Here is a 25,340-nt window from a genome sequence, read left to right as displayed (position 1 = left end):
TTTCGCCCCGGCGGTATAGTCGCGGCATACTCCATTGGCGCGCAAAGGGCAGGGGAGGACAGCATGGAAACGGCCGTTCTTGGTGGTGGGTGCTTCTGGTGCCTTGAGGCTGTCTATCGCGGCATGCGCGGTATTCATTCGGTTCTGCCCGGTTATGCGGGCGGGCATGTCGAGCACCCAAGCTACAAGCAGGTCTGCACGGGTGAGACAGGCCATGCCGAAGTCATAGAACTGCAATACGATCCGTCCATCCTCAGCTACGAGGACATTCTGCGGGTCTTTTTCGTGATGCATGACCCCACCACGCTCAACCGGCAGGGGAACGATATCGGCACGCAGTATCGTTCGGTCATTTTTTACACCAGCGAACAGCAACGCCAGACAGCACTTGCGGTCAAGGCCGAGATAACCCGCACGAACCTGTGGGGCCGCCCACCAGTTACCGAAATTACGGCGTTGCCGGTATTCTGGCCCGCGGATGAAACGCACCACGACTATTACACCCGCCATCCGGGCGCGGGTTACTGCCAGGTGGTCATAAGCCCCAAAGTCGCCAAGGTCCGCGCCGAATTCGCCCGGTATTTCGACTGAACGATTCTTTCAGAACCTGACCTGCGAAATGGGCCGCAAATTCGTGAGAGTTTTTGCGTGTCACCTTTTTTCAAAAAGGTCGACAGTCCTTGAAGCTTTTTGAAAAAGCTTCACCAGAAACTTTTATCTTTTTTCTCAAAGGATTGCTTTTAGGGGGCTTGCGTCATTCGGACGTCGTGTCTTCGAGGAAAAACCGGTCGCCTTCCTCATCATAATCGAACAGTTCGGCAAAGCGCGCCCAGCCGATAATGGTCTGCAAGGTCTGCTGCGCGTAATCGGGTGACATGGAGGCTTCAAGCTCCTCGCGAAAGCGCTCGGCCCGCACGGTATGGCTTGAGCGTTCGTCCAGGGCAGCGCAAATCATCTTCACCAGTGAGACATGATGAAGCAGGGCATGCCGCATCATGGCCTTGCGTTCGTCCAGGTCGCTAAGGACGAAATGCACCCCGTCATCGGTCAGCAGGATGTCCCCGTCCTCCAGTTCCGCAAGGCCCAGAAGCTCAAGGGATTCCCCCAGCGGGAACAGATCGTCCAGTTCAAGCTGCAGTTTTTCCGCAAGTACCGGCAAGTCGGCCCGGCCGTTCAGGGGTGGGGCGGCAAGGGCCTCCATCATGCCGATCAGCATGGTGATGGACACCGGCACCAGCGCGCGGAAAGCAGGGGCGACGGGGGCCCCGTTCGCCCCGCTGTTGACCAGTGTTGCCTCCGAAACAATGGGGGCGCGTTGGGTCATCAGCGCGTAGATATGGTCCACCAGTTGCCGGAAAGCCTGGTCTTCGCGGTTGCGGGGGTGGGCGAACGGCACGGACAGCACATGCGCGATGCGCCCCGGATTGGAGGATGCGATCACGATGCGATCACACATCAGCACCGCTTCCTCGATATTGTGGGTCACGATCAGCATGCTCTGGACCGGCAGCTTCTGTTCGGACCAAAGTTCGATCAGGTCTGTGCGCAGGTTTTCGGCTGTCAGGACATCCAGCGCGGAAAAGGGCTCGTCCATCAGCAGCAGGGCGGGCTTGACCACAAGCGCGCGCGCCAGCCCGACACGCTGCTGCATGCCGCCCGAAAGCTCCTTGGGCCAGGCGTTTTCATAGCCCCCAAGGCCGATCAGGTTGATGGCGTCTTCCACCAGCACGTCACGCTCGGCGGCGGGCACGCCACGCGCATCCAGCCCCAAGGCCACGTTTTCTTCCACCGTCATCCACGGGAACAATGCGAAGGACTGGAAAACGACGGCAATATCCTGCGCAGGCCCATGCAAGGGCTTGCCCTTCCACAGAACCTCGCCCGATGTGGGGGGCAACAGCCCCGCCATGATCCGCAGCAGGGTGGACTTGCCGGAACCCGAGCGGCCTAGAAGCCCGACGATTTCCCCCACATGGAGCGAGAGATTGACATCGTCGAGCACCTGCACATCCGCCGCACTATCCTTGTGATAGAACTGGCGGATATGCCTTGCTTCGGCCAGCACGGTGCCAGGGGGCGAGACCGGACCGGAATGAGATGAAAATGCCATGGCGATCAGGTCAGTTCAGTTTGAGGCGGCGCGCCGCATAATCGGAAAAAGGCCGCCAGAACAGCGTGTTCAGCAGCATGACAAGCACGCACATCGTGGCTGTTCCCAGACCGACCTCGCTCATATCGCCCTTTTGCGTGGCCTGGGCAATATAGGCCCCCAGGCCGTGCGCGGTCAGGGTCGTGCTGCCCCATTCCGCCATTTCCGAGGCAATTGCAGCGTTCCAGGCCCCGCCGCTGGCGGCGATGGCACCCACCAGATAATACGGCATGATACCCGGCAGCAGAACACGCCGCCACCAGAACCAGCCCTTGACGTTGAGATCGCGGCAGACCTCAAGCAGTTCGACCGGAAAGGACGACGTTCCGGCAATGACGTTGAACAGGATATACCACTGCGCGCCAAGGATCATCAGCGGGGTCAGCCAGATATCGGGGGTGAGGTGAAAATGGACGATCCCCACCACGAAAACCGGAAAGAACAGATTGGCGGGAAAGGCCGCGCAATACTGCGCCGCCAGTTGTGCTGCACGCGCCCGGGCCGGGTTCAGCCCGAACCACACGCCAAGCGGAACCCAGATCAGGGATGCCAGCACCAGCATGCTGATAACCCGCAGCAGGGTAAAGCCGCCCAGCGTAAACACATGCTCTATCTGGCCCAGCGTATAGGTGTCGCGCCCGTAAACCCAGACCTGGTAGAACGCGACCATAAAGATCGCGCCAATGCCGATCCGCCACAGCCACTCACCCCGGCCGGCCGAAGCGGGGGCCGGGGCCACGACAGAGCCGTTCCTGGAGCCCAGTGGCAGGTAGCTTATCTTGCGCAGGCCCAGCAGCAGCACGCCACCCAGCGCGCTGAGCAGGCGCGTGCGCCGCACCAGGCGCAGGAACCATGGTTCACTGGCCTGCACGCCGCCCGCACCCGTGCCCAGGCGAAAACGCGCGGCCCACGCAGCCAGGGGGCGGAACAGCACCTGGTCGTAAATGAGGATCACCACCATCATGGCGACAATGGCCGCCCCCACCGCCGCGATGTTCTGCTGCTCGATCGCCACCCCGACATAGGAGCCCACACCGGGTAGCACCACATCCGTATTCCCGACCGTTATGCTTTCGGAATACACGACCATGAACCACCCGCCGGCCATAGAGATCATGGCATTCCACACCAGCGAAGGAACAGCGCAGGGTACCTCCAGCCGCCAGAACTTCTGCCACGATGTCAGCCCGAAGCAACGGGCCGTTTCCTCAAGATCGGCGGGAACGGAGCGCAGGCTCTGATACATGCCCAGCGTCATGTTCCAGGCCTGGCTGGTGAAAATGGTGAAAATGGCCGCAAGCTCGCCCCCAAGCACGCGGCCGGGGAACAGGCCCAGGAAAAACGTGACCGTAAAGGTCAGGAACCCCAGTATGGGAACGGATTGGAGCACGTCCAGCAAGGGCAGCAGCAACTGCCTGGCCCGGCGGCTGCGGGCCGCAAGCGTTGCGTAGCCAAACGTAAAAACAAGCGAGAGGGCGAGGGCCGCGAACATGCGCAGGGTCGTGCGCAGCGCGTAACCCGGCAGGTAGCGAAATTCCAGGTGCACAGGTGTGGCCGCAACGGGTACCAGTGGGCCCAGCATGTGGCGCACCGCCGTACCCACCCCGATTGCAAGGGCCGCGACACAGACAAGAAGAAGAACGTCCACCCGGTTGAGGTAGCGTTGCGTGATGGAGGAAAGCAGGTTCGGCTGTGACGAAAAACCTAGCTGCGAATAGTTCATGACACGCGGGTTCCCGTACTGCCGAACCCTCCCGCCCCGCGGGCTGTCTCGTCCAGCGTGTCGCATTCTTCCCACATCGCGCGCAGCACGGGGGCCAGAACGCCCTGGGCCATCCGCATGCCGCGTTCGATGACAAAGGGCTCGGCCCCGGCATTCATGATGATGATCCCAAGTTCGCCGCGGTAATCCTCGTCAATGGTGCCCGGCGCGTTCGGCAGGACAATGCCGTGCTTGAGGGCAAGGCCCGAACGCGGCCTTACCTGAAGTTCATACCCCGCGGGCAGTGCGATTCGCAGCCCTGTGGGCACCAGCGCCCGGGCCCCGGGTTCAAGCACCAGAGGGGCGTCCACGGCCGCCAGCAGGTCCATTCCGGCGGCACCCTGCGTGGCATATGACGGCAAAGGCAGGTCCTGCGCATGGGGCAGACGCTGGACTTTCAGCACGAGCGTGGTGCCGGGCATTGTCTGTTCAGCCATGCGTTCCTCCATTTTGCACATTATCCCTGCGGGGGTGACGTGCCAGCCAGGCCGCCACGCGCCGCGCAAGCTCACCCGCCAGCGCGGTCTTGTCCATTTCCGGCCAGGCTTCGACCCCGTCCCGGGTTATCACCTGCACCTGGTTGGTATCCCCGCCCATATGCCCTGTGGCGGGGCTGACATCGTTGGCGACAATCCAGTCGCATCCCTTGCGCCGCCATTTGGCCTGCGCATGCTCGTGCACGTCCTGTGTCTCGGCCGCAAAGCCGATCACCAGCCGGGGCCGCATGGGTGAGGGTTCGGAAAGCTCGGCCAGAATATCGGGGTTGGGCACCAGCACAAGCGGTGGCGGCACGGATGTCCTGTCCTGTTTCTTGATCTTCTGCCCCGCCACATGGTCCGGCCGCCAATCGGCCACGGCCGCGGCGCAGATCGCCACATCCACCGGCAGGGCGGCCATGGCGTGGTCACGCATCTCGCACGCGCTCTCGCACGCGATAAAAGTAACGCCAGCAGGTGGGCGCAGCGCCACCGGCCCGCTGACCAGCGTGACCTGCGCACCCAGATCGGCGCAGGCCTGGGCAATGGCATAACCCTGCTTGCCCGATGACCGGTTGGCCAGATAACGCACGGGGTCTATCGGCTCATGCGTGGGGCCTGCGGTTATCAGCACCTTCACACCGGCCAGCGGGCCGCCTGCCTGCTGCCGGCGCTGGAAAAACGCCAGCACCGCATCCCTGATATCGAGCGGTTCCGGCAGGCGGCCGGGGCCGAATTCCCCGCAGGCCATATCCCCCGTCGCGGGCGCCATTACCTCCACGCCCCGGGCACGCAGTGTCGCCACATTATGCCGGGTCGCGGCATGCTCCCACATGCGCACGTTCATGGCGGGCACCGCCATGACGGGCGCATCCGTCGCCAGAAGCAGGGTGCTGGCCAGGTCATCGGCCAGGCCGGAGGCCATCCGGGCCAGCAGGTTGGCCGAAGCGGGGCAGACCAGCACCAGATCCGCCCAGCGGGAAAGGGCGATATGGCCCATTTCCTGCTCCTCGGTCAGGGAAAACAGGTCCGTGGCCACGGGGGCCCCGGTCAGGGCCTGCAAGGTCAGCGGTGTGACGAACTGTGCGCCTCCACGCGTCAGGACACAGCGAACCTGCACGCCTTGGGCACGCAGCAGGCGGATCAGTTCGGGGGCCTTATAAGCGGCGATACTCCCGCTTATGACCAGAAGAACCGAGCGGGCAGGTCCGGTCCGGGACATGAGCGGTCAGAGACGCCAGCCGGAATGGATGGCCGCAATACCGCCGGACAGGGACTGGTAGCGCACATGCGACAGGCCGGCTTCGCGGAACATGTCGGCCAAGGTCTCCTGATCGGGAAACATGCGAATGCTCTCGGCCAGGTACTGGTAGCTTTCCTTGTCCTTGGCCACCAGCCCACCCATGGCGGGCAGCACCTTGAACGACCATGCGTCATAAATGGGGGCCAGGGCCGCCACCTGAACGCGCGAGAATTCAAGGCACAGGAAACGCCCCCCCGGCTTGAGCACGCGCCGTGCCTCACGGATGACGGCCAGCTTGTCGGTGCAGTTGCGCAGGCCGAACGCAATGGACACGCGGTCCATGGACATGTCGCGCACGGGAATGGCCTCGGCATCCACCACGCAGAAGGACAGGTCAGAGACAAGGCCCTGGTTGATGGCGCGGTCCCGCCCGACGGAAAGCATGCTGGCGTTGATATCGGTCATGATGGCGGGGCCACCCCCGGCCTTGAGCCAGCCGAAGGTGATATCGCCCGTGCCCCCCGCCAGGTCGAGCAGGGACAGGCCGGGTTGCGGGCCCAGTTCGGTCACGAATATGCGTTTCCAGACCCGATGCACGCCAAGCGACATGATGTCGTTCATCACGTCGTACTTGGAGGCCACGCTGTCGAAGACAGCCCGGACGAGGTTTTTCTTCTCTTCCTTCCTGACGGAACGGAAGCCGAAATCCGTCTGATCCGCAGTCACGTCGGAAGAAACGGGGGAGGGCGCAAAGCTGTTGTCGGTCATGGGTTTCCTCTATACCCTGCTTTGCAGCCATGCCGGAACTCCCCGAAGTCGAAACGGTTATGCGCGGCATGCTCGCTGCCCTGCAAAATCGCACCATTCGTGACGTCATCGTGCGCCGCCACGATCTGCGATGGCGGATTCCCGCCGATTTTTCGCAACAGGTGGTGGGGCGGCGCATCGAAGGCTTTTGCAGGCGGGGCAAATATATTCTTATCCGCCTGTCGGGTGGGCGCACCATTATCCTGCATCTGGGCATGTCCGGGCGGATCGCACTCGATTCTCCGCAAATCACCCCGCCACACGAACATGTGGTCCTGAGCATGGATGACGCGGGACGGTGCGCCTATATCGATCCGCGCCGCTTTGGCATGCTGACGGTCATCCCCACGCAGGATGAAGAACGTTTCGCCCTTCTGGCGGGCATGGGCCCCGAACCGCTGAGTGCGGATTTCACGCCCCGAACCCTGCTGGATGCGTTCAGCGGCAGGCGCACCCCCATCAAGACCGCGCTGCTGGACCAGAAGGTGGTTGCGGGGCTTGGCAATATCTATGTCTCCGAAGCGCTGTACCGCGCTGGCATCCACCCGCAGATGCTCGCCGCCAAACTGACAGGCCCGCAGGCCCGCAAGCTGGTCAAAGCCATTCGCGCCGTGCTGGAGGAAGCCATTGCCGCCGGCGGGTCGAGCCTGAAGGATTATGTGCGCCCCGGGGGTGAGCTGGGCTATTTTCAGCATGCCTGGCAGGTCTACAATAAGAAGGGCAAACCGTGCCCGCGTTGCCCCGGACCGCCGCAATGCCATGGCGTGGAACAGATCACGCAGGCGGGACGATCGAGCTTTTTCTGCCCCCGGTTCCAGAAAAACGGGTGAAAACCGGCTGATGGACACCGAACACGCTTGACGGGACGCACCTGCCTGCATTACACGACCGCTTACTCTTTGTGGCCGTTCGATCGGCCCCTTTTTCTTTAAGTGCTGGACAGAATAGAAACCCATGGCGAACATCGCTTCGGCGCGTAAGCGCATCCGGCAGACCGCGAAGCGGACTGCCCGTAACACGGCTCGCAAATCCCGCATGCGTACCTTCATCAAGAAGGTCGAGACGGCTATCGCCGCTGGCGACCAGGACGCCGCCCGCGAAGCGCTGCGCGTCGCCCAGCCGGAAATCCAGCGTGCCGCCACCAAGGGCGTTGTGCATCACAACACCGTGGCCCGCAAGATTTCCCGCCTGTCCGCCCGCGTCAAGGCGCTGGCGACCGCCTGAGGAAGCCTGTTGCCTGCCTTTGTGGCAGGCCTTGTGGCCGGATATGAGCAAAGCCGAATCATCTGCGCGATGATTCGGCTTTGTTTTTTACAGCACGGTTTTTCCCGAAAAGGGCAGGGGAAAGGCAGCACGTGGGCCGGCCGAGTTTTTCATTGCCCCATGCTCGGACGCTGCTTTAATCTGGTCAGATGACCTTGCGTGCCCCACGCCCGAAGGCGGGTGTGTTTGCGCGTTCAGCAGTGAACGATTTTTCAGGGTTGCAGACAGCCGCGCCACGGCCCGGCGCGTTGACCCATAAATTTTGCGTAAGCACCTTACGCAGCTTGACCGCTCGGGAGCAAAAATGAAAATCGGAGTGGACGATGACGAAAGCGCCGTTTCCAGGCTGGAAAACGACAAGGGGCTTGAGGAATCGTGGCTGCGTATCTGCGCGCGCCTGAAGGGTGAGGTTGGCGAGGTCGAATATCGCACCTGGCTGACCAAGATCGCCCTGGGCCCGATCGATGGGGATGAAATTACCCTGCTGCTGCCCACGCGTTTTCTGCGCGACTGGGTGCGCAGCCAGTACGGTGACCGGCTGAGCGATCTCTGGCACCATGAAATACCCACCCTGCGGCGCGTTGAACTCCAGGTCTCCCGCCCGGGCGATCCGGCCCCCATCCCGCTGGAACAGGTACCGCCCCCACCCAACGCGGTAGAAGACCCACCCCCCGGCCAGCGCGCGGCAGTGCCCGATGCGCGAAGTGACCTGGTAACAGCGCTGGACAGCCGCTTTACCTTCGATACGTTCGTGGTCGGCAAACCCAACGAATTCGCCTATGCCTGTGCCCGCCGCGTGGCCGAAAAGCCGTCCAGTGCCGGGTTCAACCCCTTGTTCCTGTATGGGGGCGTGGGACTGGGCAAGACCCATCTCATGCATGCGATCGGTGCGGAACTGCTCAAGACCGGCCAGGTGTCGGTGGCCTATATGTCGGCCGAGAAATTCATGTACCGCTTCATTGCGGCAATCCGTTCGCAATCGACCATAGAATTCAAGGAACAGCTCCGCTCCGTTGACGTGCTGATGATCGACGACCTGCAATTCCTTATCGGCAAGGACAACACGCAGGAAGAGTTTTTCCATACTTTCAACGCGCTGGTGGATGCAGGGCGCCAGATCGTGGTCTCCGCCGACAAATCCCCCTCGGACCTGTCGGGGCTGGAAGACCGGCTGCGCACGCGGCTTGGCTGCGGCATGGTAGCCGATATTCACGCCACCACGTTCGAACTGCGCATTTCCATCCTTGAATCCAAGGCTGCGGCGTCCGGTGTCATGGTGCCGGCCAAGGTGCTGGAATTCCTGGCCCACAAGATCACCACCAATGTGCGCGAGCTTGAAGGGGCGTTGAACCGGCTGATCGCCCATGCAAACCTGTTCGGCCGCCCCGTCACGCTGGAAGCCACGCAGGAGGTCCTGCACGATATCCTCAAGGCGCATGACCGGCGCGTGACGATTGAGGAAATCCAGAAAAAAGTGGCCGAACACTGGAATATCCGGCTGACCGACATGTCATCGGCCCGCCGGGCGCGCAATGTGGCCCGCCCGCGCCAGGTGGCCATGTACCTGGCCAAGCAGTTGACCAGCCGTTCGCTGCCCGAAATCGGTCGCAAATTCGGCAATCGCGACCACACGACGGTCATGCACGCGGTCAATCGCGTGACCGAACTCATGGAACGAGACGCGGCGTTCGCCGAAGATGTGGAACTGCTGCGCCGTATGCTGGAAAGCTGAGAAAACCGCTCTATCCAAAAGGATTGACTGATCATTGGCGCCTGTTACTTTCCAGGGGAATGATACGGGTATTCTGGCCAGACAGGAACAACCCGGCCGTGCAGGGAACGAGGACTACATGAAATTTTCGGCGGAGCGTGCGACGCTGCTCAAGGCGTTGGCCCATATCCAGAGTGTCGCGGAAAAGCGCAACACCATTCCCATCCTTGCCAATGTGCTCATCCAGGCGGCAGACGGGCAGCTCAGCCTGAAAGCCACGGACATGGAAATCGAGGTTGTGGAACACGTCCCCGCAACCGTGATCCAGGAAGGGGCGACCACGGCACCCGCTTCCGTCCTGTATGAAATCGTCCGCAAGCTGCCTGACGGTGTCAGCGTCGAACTCGACCAGTCCAGCGACGGCCCGCTGCACCTGCGCGCTGGGCGTTACGCAACACGCCTGAACGTGCTGAACGTGGATGATTTTCCGTCCATGGGGGCAGGGGATTTCCCGCACAGCTTCTCGCTCGGATCGGGGATCCTGCGCTCGCTGATCGACAAGACCCGCTTTGCGATCTCGACCGAGGAAACACGCTATTACCTGAACGGCATCTACCTGCACGCCGCCGAAGTGGAGGGCGAGCCCCGCCTGCGCGCCGTAGCAACCGACGGGCACCGCCTGGCCCGTATGGAAACCACGCTTCCGGCGGGGGCCGCGGGCATACCGGGGGTGATTATCCCGCGCAAGACCATCAACGAACTACGCAAGCTGATCGATGAGGCGCCCGAGGAAGTGGCCATTGCCCTGTCGGATACCCGCATCCAGTTCACGGCTGGTCCCGTTATCCTGACATCCAAGCTGATCGATGGCACGTTCCCCGAATATGAGCGTGTCATTCCGCGCGGCAACACGCGTATCCTGCGGGTGGGGAAAAAAGACTTTTCCGACGCCGTGGCCCGCGTGGCCGCCATCAGCCAGGAACGCTCCCGCCCGGTCAAGATGGCGCTCGAACCCGGCCTGCTGACCCTTTCTGCCAGCAGCCCCGAACAGGGTGTGGCCAAGGAAGAACTGGACGACAACCGTGTTTCCTACGATGCGGAGGCGCTGGAAATCGGCTTTCAGGCCCGCTACCTGAACGACATTACCGACCAGGTGGAAAAGGAAGTGGAATTCTGCTTCGCCGATAGCGCGTCCCCCACCATCGTGCGCGATGTGGACAGCCCTTCGGCCCTGTATGTCCTCATGCCCATGCGCGTGTGAGCGGGACTGACCTGCCTGCCGTCCACCCCATGTGCCGGGCTGTAACCTCCCGCGCAGGGGGCGGGCGGGCCTGATCATGCCGCGCCTGCTCAAACTGACATTGTCGCGCTTTCGCAATTACGAACGCCTGACCTGGCAGCCGGATTCCCCGCTGCTTGTCCTGACGGGCGAAAACGGCAGCGGCAAGACCAACCTGCTTGAAGCAGTCTCGCTCCTTGCACCCGGGCGGGGGCTGCGTTCGGCCCCTCTTGCCCATATGGGCAAGGACGGATGCCTGGACTGGGGTATTTCGGCCCAGATCCGGACCGGGGACGACGTGCTTGAAATCGGCACCGGCGTGCAGTCCGCACCCAACGGGCCACGCCGGGTTTTCCTGCTTAACGGCAAGCTCAATCGTGGCGCGCTCAGCGGGGATGACACGATCAGTGCGGTCTGGATCACCCCGCAGATGGACCGGCTGTTCAGCGAAAGTGCGAGCGGACGGCGGCGCTTTCTGGACAGGCTGGTCATGGCCGTCACCCCGCAGCATGCGCGCGAACTCGCAGCCTATGACCGGGCCATGACGCAACGCAACCGCCTGTTGCAGACACGCGCGTCCGAACATGTGTGGCTGGGCGGGCTGGAAGCCTCCATGGCCCGGCATGCCGTGGCGGTGACAGCCGCCCGCCAGGACACCGTGCGCCAGCTCAACCATTACGGCCAGCACGGGCTTGGCGCTTTTCCCGCCGTGCGGCTTGAACTGCATTGCGCGGTGGCGGAGCATCTGGCCACGGCCCCCGCACTGGCGACGGAAGACTGGCTGCGCGAGCAGTTCGCCCAGCGCCGTGCCGTGGACCGCGAAAAAGGCCGCGCCAGCCTGGGCAGCCATCGGGCCGACATGACGCTGGCCGACCCGCATTCAGGTCAGTCCGCCGAACTGGCCAGCACCGGACAGCAGAAATCGCTGCTGATGGGAGTGATCCTGGCCCATGCCCGCCTGGTGGAGGACCATAGAGGGGCCCCACCGCTGATGTTGCTGGACGAACCCCTCGTGCATCTTGACGCGGCGCGCCGTGCCTCCCTGCTGGAGATGATCCAGGGCTTTGCCACCACCGTCATCCTGACTGGCACAGACACCGCCCCTTTTGCGCCCTTGCGCGACAAAGCCCAGTTCCGCACGCTCAGCCACGGCGCGTTTTTACCCGCGCAGACATAAAACCCCGCGAAAAGATGGCTTGCATGCTGGCAGGTCCGGGCGCGGGGGAGTATAAGAACGGGCAGGGTTTTTGCTCTTCCTTTTGCGGAGTACACCATTCTTATGACAGACGTCTCTCAGCCCATACCATCGGCGGCTCCCGACGATTACGATGCCGCCTCGATCTCTGTGCTGAAGGGACTTGATGCTGTCCGCAAACGGCCCGGAATGTATATTGGTGACACGGATGACGGGTCCGGCCTGCACCACATGGCCTTCGAAATTATCGATAACGCCGTGGATGAAGCCCAGGCAGGCTTTGCCACACGCTGTATCCTGACCCTGAACGCCGATGGTTCCGTAACCGTGCGCGACAACGGGCGCGGCATCCCCACCGACATGCACACCGAAGAAGGGGTGAGCGCGGCTGAAGTGGTGCTGACCCGCCTGCATGCGGGGGGCAAGTTCAACCAGAATTCCTACAAGGTGTCCGGCGGCCTGCATGGTGTGGGTGCGGCGGTGGTGAATGCGCTGTCTGAATGGATGGATGTGCGGATCTGGCGCAACGGCCACGAACACTTCATTCGCTTCACCCATGGTGACCGCGTGGCCCCGCTTGAGGTTGTCGGCCCCTCGGCCGAGGAAAGCGGCACGGAAGTGACCTTCAAGCCCAGCGGGGCGACTTTTCCCAAGACCGAATTCGATTTCACGATTCTGGAACGCCGCCTGCGGGAACTGGCCTTCCTGAACTCCGGGCTTGAAATCATCCTGCGCGACGCCCGCACCCAGCCCGTGCGCGAGGAAGTCTTTTTTTACGAAGGCGGGCTGGAAGCGTTCGTGAACTGGCTCGACCGGTCCCGCACGTCCCTGATCAGCCCCCCCATTACCGGCAACATGGAAAATACCGATAACGGTATAAGGGTCGAATTCGCCCTGAGCTGGAACGACAGTTTCCACGAAACCATGCTGTGCTTCACCAACAACATTCCCCAGCGCGATGGTGGCGCGCATCTGGCTGGCTTCCGCCAGGCGCTGACCCGCATTGTCGGCAAATACGCCGAAAGCCTTTCCAACAAGAAGGACGCCCTGTCCCTTCAGGGCGAGGACATGCGCGAAGGGCTTACGGCGGTGCTGTCCGTCAAGGTGCCCGACCCCAAATTCTCGTCCCAGACCAAGGACAAGCTGGTTTCCTCCGAAGTGCAGCCCGTGGTGCATGCAGCCGCCGCCGACATGATCGGCCACTGGTTCGAAACCCACCCCAAGGAAGCCAAGATCGTTATCGCCAAGGTGCTGGACGCCGCATCCGCGCGCGAAGCCGCCCGCAAGGCGCGCGAACTGACCCGGCGCAAGGGCGTTCTGGACGTGTCTTCCCTGCCGGGCAAGCTGGCGGACTGCCAGGCCCGCGACCCGGCCCAAGCCGAACTGTTCATTGTGGAGGGCGATTCCGCAGGTGGCACGGCCAAGCAGGGGCGGGACAGGCGTTTTCAGGCTATCCTGCCGCTCAAGGGCAAGATTCTCAATGTCGAGCGCGCCCGGTTCGACCGTATGCTGGGCTCGGCCGAAATCGGTACGCTGATTACGGCACTGGGCACGGGAATCGGCCGGGGCGAACCCGAGCAGGGCGGTTTTTCCATCGACAAGCTGCGCTATCATCGTATCGTCATCATGACGGACGCCGATGTGGACGGATCGCATATCCGCACGCTGCTGCTGACCTTCTTCTTCCGCCAGATGCCCGAACTGATCGAGCGCGGTTACCTCTACATCGCCCAACCCCCGCTTTACCGCGCCAAGCGCGGGAATGAGGAAACCTACCTCAAGGATGACGCGGCGCTTGAACGCTACCTGCTGGACAAGGCCCTGGCCAATGCAAGCTTCGTGTATTCGGACGGCCGCACCGTAAAGGGCGAAACCCTTGAGCAGGACATGCCCTTTATCCAGCAGGCGGCCCAGGTCATTGGGCGGCTTGCCGGGCGCGTGCCCGCATGGGTGGTGGAACAGGCTGCCCTTGCCGGCGCCCTGGGTGCCGAACTTGAACCGCTGCAACTGCGCATGCCCGAACTGCAACAGCGCCTGGACGCCGCCTCGGCCCCGGCCGAGCGGGGCTGGAAAGCCGTTGCCAGCACGGATGGGGTCGAAGTCGCGCGCAACGTGCGTGGCGTGGGTGAAGTCTACCGGTTCGAACCCGCTGTTCTGGCCGGGGCGGATGCGCGGTGGCTGACCGCCCAGCACGCCCGCCTGCTGGCTGATTTCGCCGATGGTGTCGTGCTCAAGACCGATACGACAGAGCACAGGCTGAGCGGGCCTGCCGATCTGTTCACCCGCCTGCTGGCCCAGGGCCGCCGTGGCCTGGCGATCAACCGCTTCAAAGGCCTGGGCGAAATGAACGACGCCCAGCTTTGGGAGACGACACTAGACCCCGCCATGAGAACCCTGCTGCAGGTGCGCGTAGGCGACCTTGAAGAAGCGGGAGATGTGTTTACGACGTTAATGGGCGACGTGGTGGAACCGCGACGCGACTTTATTGTGGGCAATGCACTGAAAGTCGCCAACCTGGACGTGTAAGCCTGCTGTTAGGACATAAAAAATGCCGCCGGAGATAACCGGCGGCGTTTCATCAAGTCGCACCGAAAGTTTTGCGCAGTCTTTTCGGCCCAAGAAATATCAATTAACAGGTAAAAGTTTTTTGTGAAGCTTTTTTCAAAAAGCTTAAGAAAACCATGCCCTTTTTGAAAAAAGGCGACACAAGAACTTGCATCCTTATTCAGAAAAGCATCACGATCTTAACCGCCGGTCTTGATCACCTGATCGATCTGGCGGAACTGTCGCAGCAGGGCAGGCAGGCTGGTGATCGGCAGCATGTTCGGCCCGTCGCTGGGGGCTGAATCCGGGTCCTGATGCGTCTCGATAAACAGGGCCGCAACCCCCACGGCAAGGGCGGCCCGGGCCAGGACGGGCGCGAATTCCCGCTGGCCACCGGACGTGCCGCCCAAGCCCCCGGGCTGCTGGACGGAATGCGTTGCGTCGAACACCACCGGGCAGCCGGTCCGCGCCATGATCGGCAGGCCGCGCATGTCGTTCACCAGCGTATTGTAGCCGAAACTGGTGCCGCGTTCGCACAGCATGATCTTCCGATTACCGGTCGAGGCAATCTTGGCAGCCACGTGCTGCATGTCCCACGGGGCAAGGAACTGCCCCTTTTTCACGTTGATCGCAGCCCCGGTTTGCCCCGCGGCCAGAAGCAGGTCGGTCTGGCGGCACAGGAAAGCCGGAATTTGCAGCACATCGACGGCCTGGGCCACCACGGCGCATTGTTCGGGCGCATGCACGTCCGTCAGCACCGGAATGGCCAGGCTTTCGCGCACACGGGCAAGAATATCCAGCCCGTCACGCATGCCCACGCCGCGCGCGCTGGACAGGCTCGTGCGGTTGGCCTTGTCGAAGGAGCTTTTGTAAATCAGCCCGACCCCTGCCGCCACGCAGAGTTCCTTCAGCGCCACGGCTGTTTCCATGGCGTGGGCGGCGGATTCAATCTGGCAGGGCCCCGCGATCAGCACGAAAGGCAGATCGTTGCCAAGGGCAAGGCCCCCGATCTCGAACGGCGCGCCCACGACGTGGCTCATACCAGCCGCGCCTTGTCCAGGGCTGCACCCACAAACCCCGCGAACAGGGGATGCGGTGCAAAGGGGCGCGATTTCAGTTCAGGGTGATACTGCACGGCAATGAACCAGGGATGATCGGGATATTCCACGACTTCAGGCAGAATACCATCTGGCGACAGGCCGGAGAATTTGAGCCCGGCTTTTTCAAGCTGTTCGCGATAATGGATATTCACCTCATAGCGGTGGCGATGGCGCTCGCGGATGGACGTCACACCATAGGTTTCAGCCACGCGGGAGCCCGGAACAAGGCTTGCCGGATAAGCGCCAAGGCGCATGGTCCCACCCAGTTCTCCACCCTCGCTCCGGCGCAGGCGCTCATTGCCACGCGCCCATTCCGTCATGAGACCGACCAGGGGTTCATCCGTCTGGCCGAACTCGGTCGATGACGCATCGGGCAGGCCCGCCAGATTGCGCGCGCATTCAATCACCGCCATCTGCATGCCAAAGCAGATACCGAGGAAGGGAATACCCTTTTCCCGCGCGAAGCGAATGGCCTCGATCTTGCCTTGCGAACCGCGTTCGCCAAAGCCGCCGGGCACCAGGATACCGTGGGCGTTGACCAGTTTTTCTTCCAGGCTGGCGCGGTTTTTCTCGAAACTTTCGGAATCGATCCAGTCCAGCGTCACCTTGACCCGGTGCGCGATACCGCCGTGCAAAAGCGCTTCGTTGAGCGATTTATAGCTGTCCAGCAGGGCCGTGTACTTGCCCACCACGGCAATGCGCACCTCGCCATCGGGGTGGCGTATGGCATCCACGACTTTCTGCCAGTTCGACAGGTCGGGCTCGTCCGTGTGGGGCAGGCCGAAATACCGCAGGACCTCGGTATCCATGCCCTCGGCATGGTAGGACAGGGGGCAGGCATAGATCGTATCCACGTCCCGCGCGGCAATGACCGCTTCGGGGCGCACGTTGCAGAAATTGGCGATCTTGCGCCGCTCGGTCGGGGGGATGGGCCTGTCGCAACGGCAGAGCAGGATCTGCGGCTGAATCCCCACATTCTGCAATTCCTTGACGGAATGCTGCGTGGGCTTGGTCTTCAGCTCCCCGGCGGAGGCGATCCACGGCAACAGTGTCAGATGCACCACCATGGTCTGGTCGGCACCCAGGTCGTTGCGCAACTGGCGGATGGCTTCGAGAAAAGGCAGGCTTTCGATATCGCCCACCGTGCCGCCGATTTCCACCAGCACGAAATCCAGGTCATCGGTATTGGCGACGACAATATCCTTGATGGCGTCGGTAATATGGGGAATGACCTGAACGGTCGCCCCCAGATAATCGCCCCGGCGCTCACGCAGGATAACGTCGGAATAGATCTTGCCGGTCGTGGTGTTGTCTTCCTTGGAAGCATTCACGCCCGTGAAGCGCTCGTAATGCCCAAGGTCCAGGTCGGTTTCAGCACCGTCATCAGTCACGAACACCTCACCATGCTGGTAAGGGCTCATGGTCCCGGGATCGACGTTCAGGTAAGGATCGAGCTTACGCAGGCGAACCTTGTAGCCGCGTGCCTGGAGCAAGGCGGCCAGGGCGGCCGAGGCGATACCCTTCCCAAGGGAGGACACCACACCACCAGTGACAAAAACAAATCGGGTCATGAGCAAACTTCCTACACGGACAGGACCGGGCGGGTAAAGACGAACAAACGAAAACCTCCGCACGCGGTTTGGCATGCGGAGGCTGACGGGGGAGAAGCCTCTCTTCGCACCACATGAGGAGAAGAGAGGGACATCGGCATATCAGGGCTTGGAGGGCGCCTGAGCCGGAGCAACCGATGGGGCAGGGCCCGAGGGAGCAGAAGCAGCCGGGGCAGGGGCCGCCGGGGTCGACGCAGCAGGAGCAGGCGTGCTGCCGGCCGGCAGGGCGGGCACGACCGGAGCTGACTGCTGGGGCGGGGTGGCCAGAATGTCGTGACCTGCACCCGTGACCGCCCCCTTATAGAGTACCGCCAGTGCCAGGGAGAGGAACATGAACAGCCCGGCCAGCACGGCGGTGGTACGGGTCAGAAGGTTGGCGGTACCCCGCCCTGACATGAACGCGCCCATACCCTGGCTGCTGCCGATACCCAGGCCGCCACCTTCGCTACGCTGGATCAGCACGACGCCGATCAGGGCAATGGTGACGCAAAAATGCAGGATCAGCAGGGCTGTGGTCATGTCAGGTTCCAGATCAGTACAGCAGATCAGCCAGCCGAAGCCGCGCCGACTATGGAGAGAAACGCATCCGCCTTCAGGCTGGCGCCACCGACCAAGGCCCCCGCCACCTCGGGAATGGAAAGAATGGCAACCGCGTTATCGGCGTTCACGGACCCTCCATACAGGATTTTGATAGCTTTTCCAGCCTCTCCGAACTGGCGGACCAGTTCCTGGCGCAGGAATGTCATGGTTTCAGCAATCTGCGCCTCGGTCGCGGCAAGCCCGGTCCCGATCGCCCAGATGGGTTCGTAGGCGACGATTCCGCAAAACCCGTCGGGAAGGGAGCCCTTGATCTGCCAGCCCAGCGTATCGGTATAATCGCCATTTTCACGCTGGTCGTTCGTCTCGCCCACACAGACGATGGGGGTCAGCCCGGCCTTGGCGGCGGCAACCGCCTTTTCGCGCACGGTCTCATCCAGTTCACCATGTTCCTGCCGGCGTTCCGAATGCCCCAGAATGACATGGGACACGCCCAGTTCCTTCAGCATGGGGGCAGAAATATCGCCCGTATGCGCGCCGGACGGGTCCTGGTGGCAGTCCTGCGCACCCAAGCCGACGGACGTAGAGGCCAGGCTGTCGGCCAGCAGCGCCAGTTGCGTGAATGGCGGGCAGATCACGACATCGGGGCCGGTCTTGGGCATTCCGGCCAGGAGTGCCGCCACCAGTTCGCGCGAGGATTCGCGCAAGCCGTTCATCTTCCAGTTGCCGACAATCATCTGCCTGCTCATACCCTTATCCTTACCTTCACCCACGGCCCGGAGCACATGCCAACGGGGGCGTGTACCGGCCAGCGGTTATGTTCGGTCCTCACCATAAACGCAGCAACCCCGGTAAAAGGAGTGCCCGCAAGCGGCGGCCTGTCCGGCATTGTTATGGCTGGTCAAGTCCCACGCCTGCGCTTATGGTGCCGCACCTGATTATGATAATCGCATAGTTTCTGACAAGCTGCGGATCCCTGGATCGATGATTTCCTACCTGCGTCGAGTATTTGTTGAATCGTGGCTGGGCCGCGTGACCGCCATTGTTGTCTTCGTGGCTTTTGTGGGGTGGGGTGTCGGCGACGTCATCGGCTACATGAGCGATGAGACGGATACTGTCGCACGCGTGGGCCAGCACCGGATTGCCTCGGCCGAGCTGGCTTCGGCCCTGCGGGCGGAAATGCCGGGCGTTGTCAAGCAGATGGGGGTTGCCGATCCATCCCAGCTTTCACCTGTCATGCGCAGGCAGGTGGCGCTGCAAATTCTCCACCGCCTGACGGGGCAGAACGAACTGCTTGAAGCCGCGACCGCCATGAATGTGGTGGTTCCGGACGAAGCCGTGCGCGACGAAATTTTTGCCCTGCCGTATTTCAAGGGCGCGAACGGCCAGTTCGACCGTTCCATCTTCAACCAGCGCCTGCGCGAGCAGGGGCTTACCGAACAGCGCGTGGTGCAGATCGTGCGCGACGACCTGACAAGCCGCGCCCTGCTGCAACCGCTGGCCCTGTCGGGCAGCATGTCCTCCACCATGCTCCAGCGGCTTGTGGCCTATGGCGCGCGGACGCACGCGGTGGACTTCGTGCGCGTGCCCTTTGCCGCCCAGCCCACGCCCGACGCCCCGGACGATGCAGTGCTGCGCCGCTTTTACGTCAACCATCCGTGGCTGTTCCGCTCGCCCGAACTGCGGCATGCCCGCATTGTCGTGCTGTCCCCCGCCACCGTTGCCGATACGATCACGCTGGACGACCAGCGCCTCAAGCGCGTGTATGACGAACAGAATGCGCGCTACAACGTGCCGGAAACGCGCGATATCCAGCTAATCACCTTCCCCGACCAGGCACAGGCCCAGTCTGTCAGCACAAGCTGGCAGCATGACGGGAACTGGCAGGCGGCCCAGGCCGCGGCCAAAGGGGCGGCGGCGGTTGAAATGCCCGGCATGCGCCCGTCCGCAATTCCTTCGGAAGCGCTGCGCACGGCGGTCTTCCAGGCCCCGGTCGATCAGGTCAGCACGCCGCTGAAAACCGAGGCGGGCTGGGCGGTATTCCGGGTAACGAAAGTCACGCCTGCGCGCATCACCCCGTTTGAGGAAGCCCGCAAGGACATTCTGGCTGAATACCGCAAGGCGGTTGCGCCATCCGTGGTGGCGGAACGCCAGCGCCAGTTGCAGGACGCCATTGCGGCCAAGGGCCTGAACGCCATTCCCGACACGCTGGGTGCGGTCGCCGCCGCCGGCACGCTGGACGCCAAAGGCCTGACCGCAACGGGCGAACCCGCCCCGCTGCCCGCATCCGGTGCGCTGCGCGATGCCGTGGTCCGCCAGGTCTTCGCGCAGAAGCAGGGGGCCAACCCGACCCTGACCGAAGGACCCGACAATAGCTGGTTCGCGGTCGATGTGGACAATATCACGCCGTCGCAGCCGATCGCCTTCGAACAGGCGCGGGCCAGCGTGCTGGCGGCATGGCAGGCCGAAAGCCGTCGGCGCGTGGCCAACCAGCGCGCAACCGGCCTGTATGTTGCAACCAAGGCGAAAGGCAGCCTGGATGCGTCCGCCCTGCCCGAAGCGCAGGTCACGCGCGATGCGACATTTTCGCTCGCCCTCCCCAACAAGACGATTCCGACGGAACTCATGGCGTTCCTCGGGCGCATGAAGGCAGGGCAGGCGGTCATGGCCGAGGATGACAGCGGCTTTCTGGTCGCCGTCGTCACGCGTGTTTTCACGCCTGACCCGCCAGCCCCCGCCCAGGCATTGCAAAAACTGCGCCAGGATCTGGCCCAGGCCGACGGCGAGGATATTGTCGCAAGCTATATCCAGGCGCTGAGCACCCGTGTGCCGCCCCATATCAATGAAGCCGGGCTTTCGGCAGCCCTTTCAGCAGCAGGTTTTGGAGAAACCACGCCATGAGCGTCACCCTGGCAGCCCAAGCTCTTGCATCCCCCTCGCGCGAGGCATGTGAGCGGGCCTGGCAGGACGGACGCGCCTGCGTGGTCTTTTCCGTCGAAGCAGCAGACCTGCTGACACCGGTTTCGGCCTATCTCCGCCTGGCGCATCTGGATGGTGCGTCGGGGCGGCATACCTTGTTGCTGGAAAGCGTGGAAGGCGGGATTTCGCGCGGGCGCTATTCGGTTATCGCCCTCAAGCCGGACCTGATCTGGACCTGCCATAACGGGCAACTGAGCTTGCAGAACGGCCCGGAGGGTGAGGCCGCCCCCGTCCAGTTCCTTGAAGACAAGCCGCTGGAGCACCTGCGTCGCCTGGTGCGTGAAACGCAGATGGACCTGCCAGCCGGCCTGCCGCCCATGATCGGGGGGCTGTTCGGCTATCTGGGCTACGACATGGTGCGGCAGATGGAATATCTGCCCGACGCCCCGCCCGATGACCTGAACCTGCCCGAAGCCGTGCTCATGCGGCCCGGCCTGTTCGCGGTTTTCGACAGCGTGACGGATGAGCTTGTGCTGGCAGCCCCCATCCGCCCTGCAAGCGGCGACAACGCCGCCCAGGCCTGGGAGCGTGCGAATGCCCTGCTGGCACGCGCGCGGACCTGCCTTGCGGGCGCGCTGCCGGTCTGTGCGCAGCAAGCCTCTGATATCGCGCCTTTCGCCGAACCCACATCCACCTTCAGCCAGCCCGAATTCTGTGCCGTAGTCGAGCGGATACAGGACTATATCGCGGCGGGGGATGCCTTCCAGGTCGTTCCCAGCCAGCGCTTTTCCACGGCATTTCCCCTGCATTCGCTGGCACTCTACCGTTCGCTGCGCCGGATCAACCCGGCGCCGTTCCTGTTCCACCTGGACTTTGGTGACTTTTCGCTGGTGGGCTCCTCGCCCGAAATCCTGGTACGCCTGCGGGACGGCAGGATGACGGTGCGCCCCCTGGCTGGCACGCGCCCGCGCGGAAAAACCCCGGAGGAAGACAAGCGACTGGAGCAGGACCTGCTTGCAGACGAAAAGGAAATTGCCGAACACCTGATGCTCATAGACCTTGGGCGCAACGATGTCGGCCGTGTCAGCGTGCCGGGTTCGGTCAAGGTGACGGAAAAATTCGTCATCGAGCGTTTCAGCCATGTCATGCATATTTCCTCCAACGTGGAGGGAACACTCCGCCCCGGGCTGGAAGCGCTTGACGCCCTGATCGCGGCCTTTCCCGCCGGAACCCTGACCGGGGCCCCCAAGATCCGCGCCATGGAGATCATAGACGAGGTCGAACGGACACGGCGGGCAACTTATGCCGGGTGCATCGGTTATTTCGGGGCGGACGGGAATATGGATACCTGCATCGGCCTGCGCATGGCCGTTGTCAAAGATGGCATGATGCACGTGCAGGCCGGTTGCGGCGTGGTTGCCGACAGTGTTCCGCAGATGGAATATGAAGAAACGCAGCACAAGGCGCGTGCGGTCTTCCGGGCGGCCGAAGCCGCGCTGCAACAGGTACCAGGCGGTCGCGGGTAGCAATACCCGGCCTTTCCCCACGTTATTTGACCAGCGCGCTGGATGGGACCATTCTTTTGCTATGATCCTTCTGATTGACAACTACGACAGCTTTACCTTCAACCTCGTTCACTATCTGGGTGAACTGGGCGAGCCGTGCCGTGTTGTGCGAAACGACGCGCTCAGCGTGGATGAAGCCATGGCCATGGCGCCCGACGCCATCGTGCTGTCTCCGGGTCCGTGTTCCCCTAACGAAGCCGGGATCTGCTGCGACCTCATCACCGCCGCCGCCGGCAAGGTGCCCCTGCTTGGCGTATGCCTGGGGCACCAGGCCATCGGCCAGGTTTTTGGCGCAAGCGTCGTGCGCGCGCCTGTGCCGACCCACGGCAAGACCAGTTCGGTGTTCCATGAGGGCACGGATGTATTCGCGGGCATTCCAAGCCCCTTCAAGGCCACGCGCTATCACAGCCTGACGCTGGAACCAGCAAGCATCCCCCCCGCGCTTGAAGTCACCGCCTGGACCGAAGACGGGGTCATCATGGGGGTGCGGCATCGCCAGTACGCCATCTCGGGCGTGCAGTTTCACCCCGAAAGCATTGCCTCCGAATACGGGCATGACCTTTTGCGCAATTTCCTCAAGCTTGCCCAAGCCACCAAGGCCGAGCCAGCCCATGGCTAGCCCGGTTGCGCAGGTTGACGGGCAGGATACGGGTAACGGCTTTTTTTCCAAAATCCTGGAAAAACTGGCGCAACGCCAGTCCCTGAGCGCGGCCGAGGCCGAACGGGCCTTCGGGGTCATCATGGATGGCGCCATCGCCCCCGAGCGTATAGCCGCCTTCCTGATGGCGCTGCGCGTGAAGGGAGAAACACAGGACGAGCTTTTGGGAGCGGTCACGGCACTGCGGCAGCGCATGCATGCCGTGCCCGACATGCCGGCCGACGCCATCGATATCTGCGGTACGGGGGGGGATAATTACGGCACGCTCAACGTGTCCACCGCAGTGGCCTTCGTCCTGGCGTCCCTTGGCGTACCTGTCGCCAAACACGGCAACCGGGCGGTGTCGTCCCTGTCCGGTGCGTCGGACGTGCTGACCGCCCTGGGCGTGCCGCTGACGGGCGAGGGGGGGGAACTGGCCCGGCAGATGCGCAGCAGCAACGCCATTTTTCTTGCCGCACCCAACCATCACCCGGCCATGCGGCATGCAGCAGGCGTTCGCCGGGCGCTGGGCCTGCCGACCTTGTTCAACCTGGTGGGCCCGCTGGTCAATCCTGCCGGGGTGAAGCGCCAGCTTCTGGGCGTGTTTTCAGCGCAATGGCTCTACCCGATTGCAGAGGTGCTGCGCCAGCTCGGTTCGGAATGTGTGTGGGCCGTCTGCGGGCAACCCAAAGACGGCCATGGCGGCATAGACGAGATCACGCTGGCGGGCCCCACGGATGTCGTAGCACTGGAAAATGGCAGGCTTATTCGTTTTTGTATCGAACCGGAAATGGCGGGTCTTGCATACGCGCCGATCTGTGCCATACAAGGAGGCAATGCGCAGCATAATGCCCAAGCGCTCGAGGACCTGTTGCGCGGCGTGCCCGGGGCCTATCGCGATACGGTCCTGTTGAACGCCGCCTGCGCCTTGCACGTTGCCGGACGGGCCACAATTTTGCATGACGGACGCATTGATTCGTCTGCTTTGAAAGACTGTGTGGCCCAAGCCGCACGTTCCTTGGACAATGGTGCCGCCCTGGCGGTGCTCAACGGTTTACGTTCGCCCTTGCCGGACGCACACGCCCGAGACATGACAGGATCATCATGAACGACACACCCTCCACCGTCGCGTCCTGCGCCGCAACGCCAGGCAGCAAGGCGGACGAACTGCCCGACGTTCTGTCGCGCATATGCGCGCGGACGAAACTGGAAGTCGAACATCGTTCCACGCTGCTCCCGCTCAAGGAGATCATTGCCAAGGCGCAGGAGCACAAGGAACCGCCACGCGGCTTCGGGCGCGCACTGAAGGAAAAGGCGGCCGACCGCGCCGTGGGGCTGATTGCCGAGATCAAGAAGGCGTCTCCTTCCGCGGGGATCCTGCAGGAACATTACGATCCGGCCAAGATCGCCTACGATTACGAACAGGCCGGGGCGGCGTGTCTTTCCGTGCTGACCGAAAGCTCGTGCTTTCATGGCTCCAACGACGACCTGGTCACGGCCCGGGCGGCCTGTTCGCTGCCGGTGCTGCGCAAGGACTTCATTCTCGATCCGTGGCAGGTTTACGAAAGCCGCATGATCGGGGCCGACTGTATCCTGCTGATCATGAGCATCCTGTCCGACGAAATGGCGCTTGAACTGGTCGACCACGCCAAGGGCCTGGACATGGACGTGCTGGTCGAAGTTCATGACGAGGACGAGTTGAACCGCGCCCTGGCACTCGATACGCTGCTGATCGGCATCAACAACCGCAATCTCAAGACCCTGGCGACGGATATCCAGACCACCGTCACGCTGGCACCGCTGGTGCCGCCCGATCGGATCATTATTTCCGAAAGCGGCATTCAGTCTCATGCCCAAGTCGAACAGCTTTCCGCCATTGGCGTGACCGGCTTCCTGGTCGGGGAATCGCTGCTGCGCCAGCCCGACCCGGGTGAGGCGGCACGGCAGCTTCTGGGGCAGGGCTGACGTGTCAGGCTCGAAGCTGAGCCATCTTGACGCGGCAGGCCATGCACGCATGGTCGATATTTCCGCCAAGACACTGACCCGGCGCAAGGCGGTGGCCACGTGCGACGTGGCCATGTCCGCCCAGACGCTGGGGCTTATTCTGTCGGGCAGCCTGCCCAAGGGCGACGTGATCGCCACCGCGCGGATCGCGGGGATCATGGCGGCAAAGAAAACGGCCGATCTCATTCCTTTGTGCCACCCGCTCAGCCTGAGCAGCGTGAGCGTAGACCTTGCCCCTGCCGATGACAAAATCGCGATAACGGCGATTGTTACAACAACAGGCGCAACCGGTGTGGAAATGGAGGCGTTGACGGCCGTGTCTGTCGCAGCGCTAACCTTGTACGATATGTGCAAGGCGGTGGATCGCGGCATGCACATCGACAACATCAGGCTGCTACACAAAAGCGGGGGACAGTCTGGAGAATATAACGCCAGATAAAGGCGCGGCATCAAGAACCGACTTCATCCATTTCACAATAAAAGCAGGATAAAACTCCTGCCTTGTCCATTGCAAAGTGAGCTGTCACATTACATGACTA

At 62.6% G+C, this 25,340-nt stretch carries 22 protein-coding genes; 13 read left to right on the top strand and 9 right to left on the bottom strand.

Features of this window, described 5'->3' with window-relative positions:
- Window positions 1–63: 63 nt before the first annotated feature.
- Window positions 64–591 carry a peptide-methionine (S)-S-oxide reductase MsrA gene (gene msrA, locus J2D77_RS03515; RefSeq protein ID WP_207844868.1) on the top strand — a complete coding sequence of 176 codons (528 nt, stop codon included), beginning with the start codon at window positions 64–66 and terminating at the stop codon, window positions 589–591.
- Between the two features lie 163 nt (window positions 592–754).
- On the opposite strand, the gene J2D77_RS03510 is transcribed toward msrA, so the two are convergent.
- From J2D77_RS03510 to J2D77_RS03490, 5 genes are read right to left on the bottom strand one after another with little or no spacing between them, the layout of a single operon-like run.
- Entirely contained in the window at window positions 755–2,110 is a 1,356-nt protein-coding gene (locus J2D77_RS03510; RefSeq protein ID WP_207844867.1) for an ABC transporter ATP-binding protein, read from the bottom strand.
- A gap of 10 nt (window positions 2,111–2,120) precedes the next feature.
- Window positions 2,121–3,872, bottom strand: coding sequence for an ABC transporter permease (locus tag J2D77_RS03505; protein ID WP_207844866.1), 1,752 nt, complete (start codon window positions 3,870–3,872; stop codon window positions 2,121–2,123).
- Window positions 3,869–4,348 carry a dUTP diphosphatase gene (gene dut / locus J2D77_RS03500; RefSeq protein ID WP_407927067.1) on the bottom strand — a complete coding sequence of 160 codons (480 nt, stop codon included), beginning with the start codon at window positions 4,346–4,348 and terminating at the stop codon, window positions 3,869–3,871. The genes J2D77_RS03505 and dut overlap by 4 nt, the downstream gene beginning before the upstream one ends.
- Window positions 4,341–5,609 carry a bifunctional phosphopantothenoylcysteine decarboxylase/phosphopantothenate--cysteine ligase CoaBC gene (gene coaBC, locus J2D77_RS03495; protein WP_207844865.1) on the bottom strand — a complete coding sequence of 423 codons (1,269 nt, stop codon included), beginning with the start codon at window positions 5,607–5,609 and terminating at the stop codon, window positions 4,341–4,343. Before coaBC ends, dut begins: the two co-directional genes overlap by 8 nt.
- Before the next feature lie 6 nt (window positions 5,610–5,615).
- Window positions 5,616–6,398: a class I SAM-dependent methyltransferase gene (locus J2D77_RS03490; RefSeq protein WP_207844864.1), complete on the bottom strand. Its 783-nt coding sequence runs from the start codon at window positions 6,396–6,398 to the stop codon at window positions 5,616–5,618.
- 29 nt (window positions 6,399–6,427) lie between these two features.
- On the opposite strand from J2D77_RS03490, the gene mutM reads away from it, so the two are divergent.
- The 6 genes from mutM (at window position 6,428) to gyrB (ending at window position 14,411) form a co-directional block, all read left to right on the top strand.
- Complete coding sequence (gene mutM, locus J2D77_RS03485; RefSeq protein ID WP_207844863.1) at window positions 6,428–7,267, top strand: bifunctional DNA-formamidopyrimidine glycosylase/DNA-(apurinic or apyrimidinic site) lyase; 840 nt, start codon at window positions 6,428–6,430, stop codon at window positions 7,265–7,267.
- 124 nt (window positions 7,268–7,391) lie between these two features.
- Window positions 7,392–7,661: a 30S ribosomal protein S20 gene (gene rpsT / locus J2D77_RS03480; protein ID WP_207844862.1), complete on the top strand. Its 270-nt coding sequence runs from the start codon at window positions 7,392–7,394 to the stop codon at window positions 7,659–7,661.
- Between the two features lie 343 nt (window positions 7,662–8,004).
- The gene (gene dnaA, locus J2D77_RS03475; RefSeq protein ID WP_207844861.1) at window positions 8,005–9,432 is read left to right on the top strand and encodes a chromosomal replication initiator protein DnaA; all 1,428 of its coding nucleotides are present in this window, start codon (window positions 8,005–8,007) and stop codon (window positions 9,430–9,432) included.
- Between the two features lie 118 nt (window positions 9,433–9,550).
- Complete coding sequence (gene dnaN, locus J2D77_RS03470; protein WP_207845019.1) at window positions 9,551–10,672, top strand: DNA polymerase III subunit beta; 1,122 nt, start codon at window positions 9,551–9,553, stop codon at window positions 10,670–10,672.
- Between the two features lie 76 nt (window positions 10,673–10,748).
- Window positions 10,749–11,867 carry a DNA replication/repair protein RecF gene (gene recF / locus J2D77_RS03465; RefSeq protein ID WP_207844860.1) on the top strand — a complete coding sequence of 373 codons (1,119 nt, stop codon included), beginning with the start codon at window positions 10,749–10,751 and terminating at the stop codon, window positions 11,865–11,867.
- A 102-nt stretch (window positions 11,868–11,969) separates the two neighbouring features.
- Window positions 11,970–14,411, top strand: a complete 2,442-nt coding sequence (gene gyrB, locus J2D77_RS03460; protein WP_207844859.1) for a DNA topoisomerase (ATP-hydrolyzing) subunit B — start codon at window positions 11,970–11,972, stop codon at window positions 14,409–14,411.
- 218 nt (window positions 14,412–14,629) lie between these two features.
- Here gyrB and kdsA read toward each other — a convergent pair whose 3' ends face one another.
- The 4 genes from kdsA to tpiA form a co-directional block, all read right to left on the bottom strand.
- Window positions 14,630–15,469, bottom strand: coding sequence for a 3-deoxy-8-phosphooctulonate synthase (gene kdsA / locus J2D77_RS03455; protein ID WP_207844858.1), 840 nt, complete (start codon window positions 15,467–15,469; stop codon window positions 14,630–14,632).
- Entirely contained in the window at window positions 15,466–17,100 is a 1,635-nt protein-coding gene (locus tag J2D77_RS03450) for a CTP synthase (protein ID WP_207844857.1), read from the bottom strand. Before J2D77_RS03450 ends, kdsA begins: the two co-directional genes overlap by 4 nt.
- A gap of 141 nt (window positions 17,101–17,241) precedes the next feature.
- The gene (secG, locus tag J2D77_RS03445; RefSeq protein ID WP_207844856.1) at window positions 17,242–17,658 is read right to left on the bottom strand and encodes a preprotein translocase subunit SecG; all 417 of its coding nucleotides are present in this window, start codon (window positions 17,656–17,658) and stop codon (window positions 17,242–17,244) included.
- 26 nt (window positions 17,659–17,684) lie between these two features.
- On the bottom strand, window positions 17,685–18,425 hold the full coding sequence (tpiA, locus tag J2D77_RS03440) for a triose-phosphate isomerase (RefSeq protein WP_207844855.1): 741 nt from the start codon (window positions 18,423–18,425) through the stop codon (window positions 17,685–17,687).
- Between the two features lie 235 nt (window positions 18,426–18,660).
- Here tpiA and J2D77_RS03435 point away from each other — a divergent pair, with 235 nt between their 5' ends.
- The 6 genes from J2D77_RS03435 to moaC all read left to right on the top strand — a co-directional run bounded on the left by J2D77_RS03435 (window position 18,661) and on the right by moaC (window position 25,240).
- The gene (locus tag J2D77_RS03435; protein WP_207844854.1) at window positions 18,661–20,577 is read left to right on the top strand and encodes a peptidylprolyl isomerase; all 1,917 of its coding nucleotides are present in this window, start codon (window positions 18,661–18,663) and stop codon (window positions 20,575–20,577) included.
- Window positions 20,574–22,121, top strand: coding sequence for an anthranilate synthase component I (gene trpE / locus J2D77_RS03430; protein ID WP_207844853.1), 1,548 nt, complete (start codon window positions 20,574–20,576; stop codon window positions 22,119–22,121). Before J2D77_RS03435 ends, trpE begins: the two co-directional genes overlap by 4 nt.
- A 61-nt stretch (window positions 22,122–22,182) precedes the next feature.
- Window positions 22,183–22,779, top strand: a complete 597-nt coding sequence (locus tag J2D77_RS03425) for an anthranilate synthase component II (RefSeq protein ID WP_207844852.1) — start codon at window positions 22,183–22,185, stop codon at window positions 22,777–22,779.
- Window positions 22,772–23,905 carry an anthranilate phosphoribosyltransferase gene (gene trpD / locus J2D77_RS03420; RefSeq protein WP_207844851.1) on the top strand — a complete coding sequence of 378 codons (1,134 nt, stop codon included), beginning with the start codon at window positions 22,772–22,774 and terminating at the stop codon, window positions 23,903–23,905. The genes J2D77_RS03425 and trpD overlap by 8 nt, the downstream gene beginning before the upstream one ends.
- Window positions 23,902–24,762 (top strand): indole-3-glycerol phosphate synthase TrpC, encoded by an 861-nt coding sequence (gene trpC / locus J2D77_RS03415; RefSeq protein WP_207844850.1) that lies wholly within the window; start codon window positions 23,902–23,904, stop codon window positions 24,760–24,762. Before trpD ends, trpC begins: the two co-directional genes overlap by 4 nt.
- A 1-nt stretch (window position 24,763) precedes the next feature.
- A complete protein-coding gene (gene moaC, locus J2D77_RS03410) occupies window positions 24,764–25,240 on the top strand; it encodes a cyclic pyranopterin monophosphate synthase MoaC (protein WP_207844849.1) in 477 nt (158 codons plus the stop codon).
- The last annotated feature ends 100 nt before the right edge of the window (window positions 25,241–25,340 follow it).

The sequence above is a fragment of the Acetobacter garciniae genome (assembly GCF_017377735.1).
Lineage (GTDB): Bacteria > Pseudomonadota > Alphaproteobacteria > Acetobacterales > Acetobacteraceae > Acetobacter > Acetobacter garciniae.
This window is presented reverse-complemented; position numbering and strand designations above follow the sequence as displayed.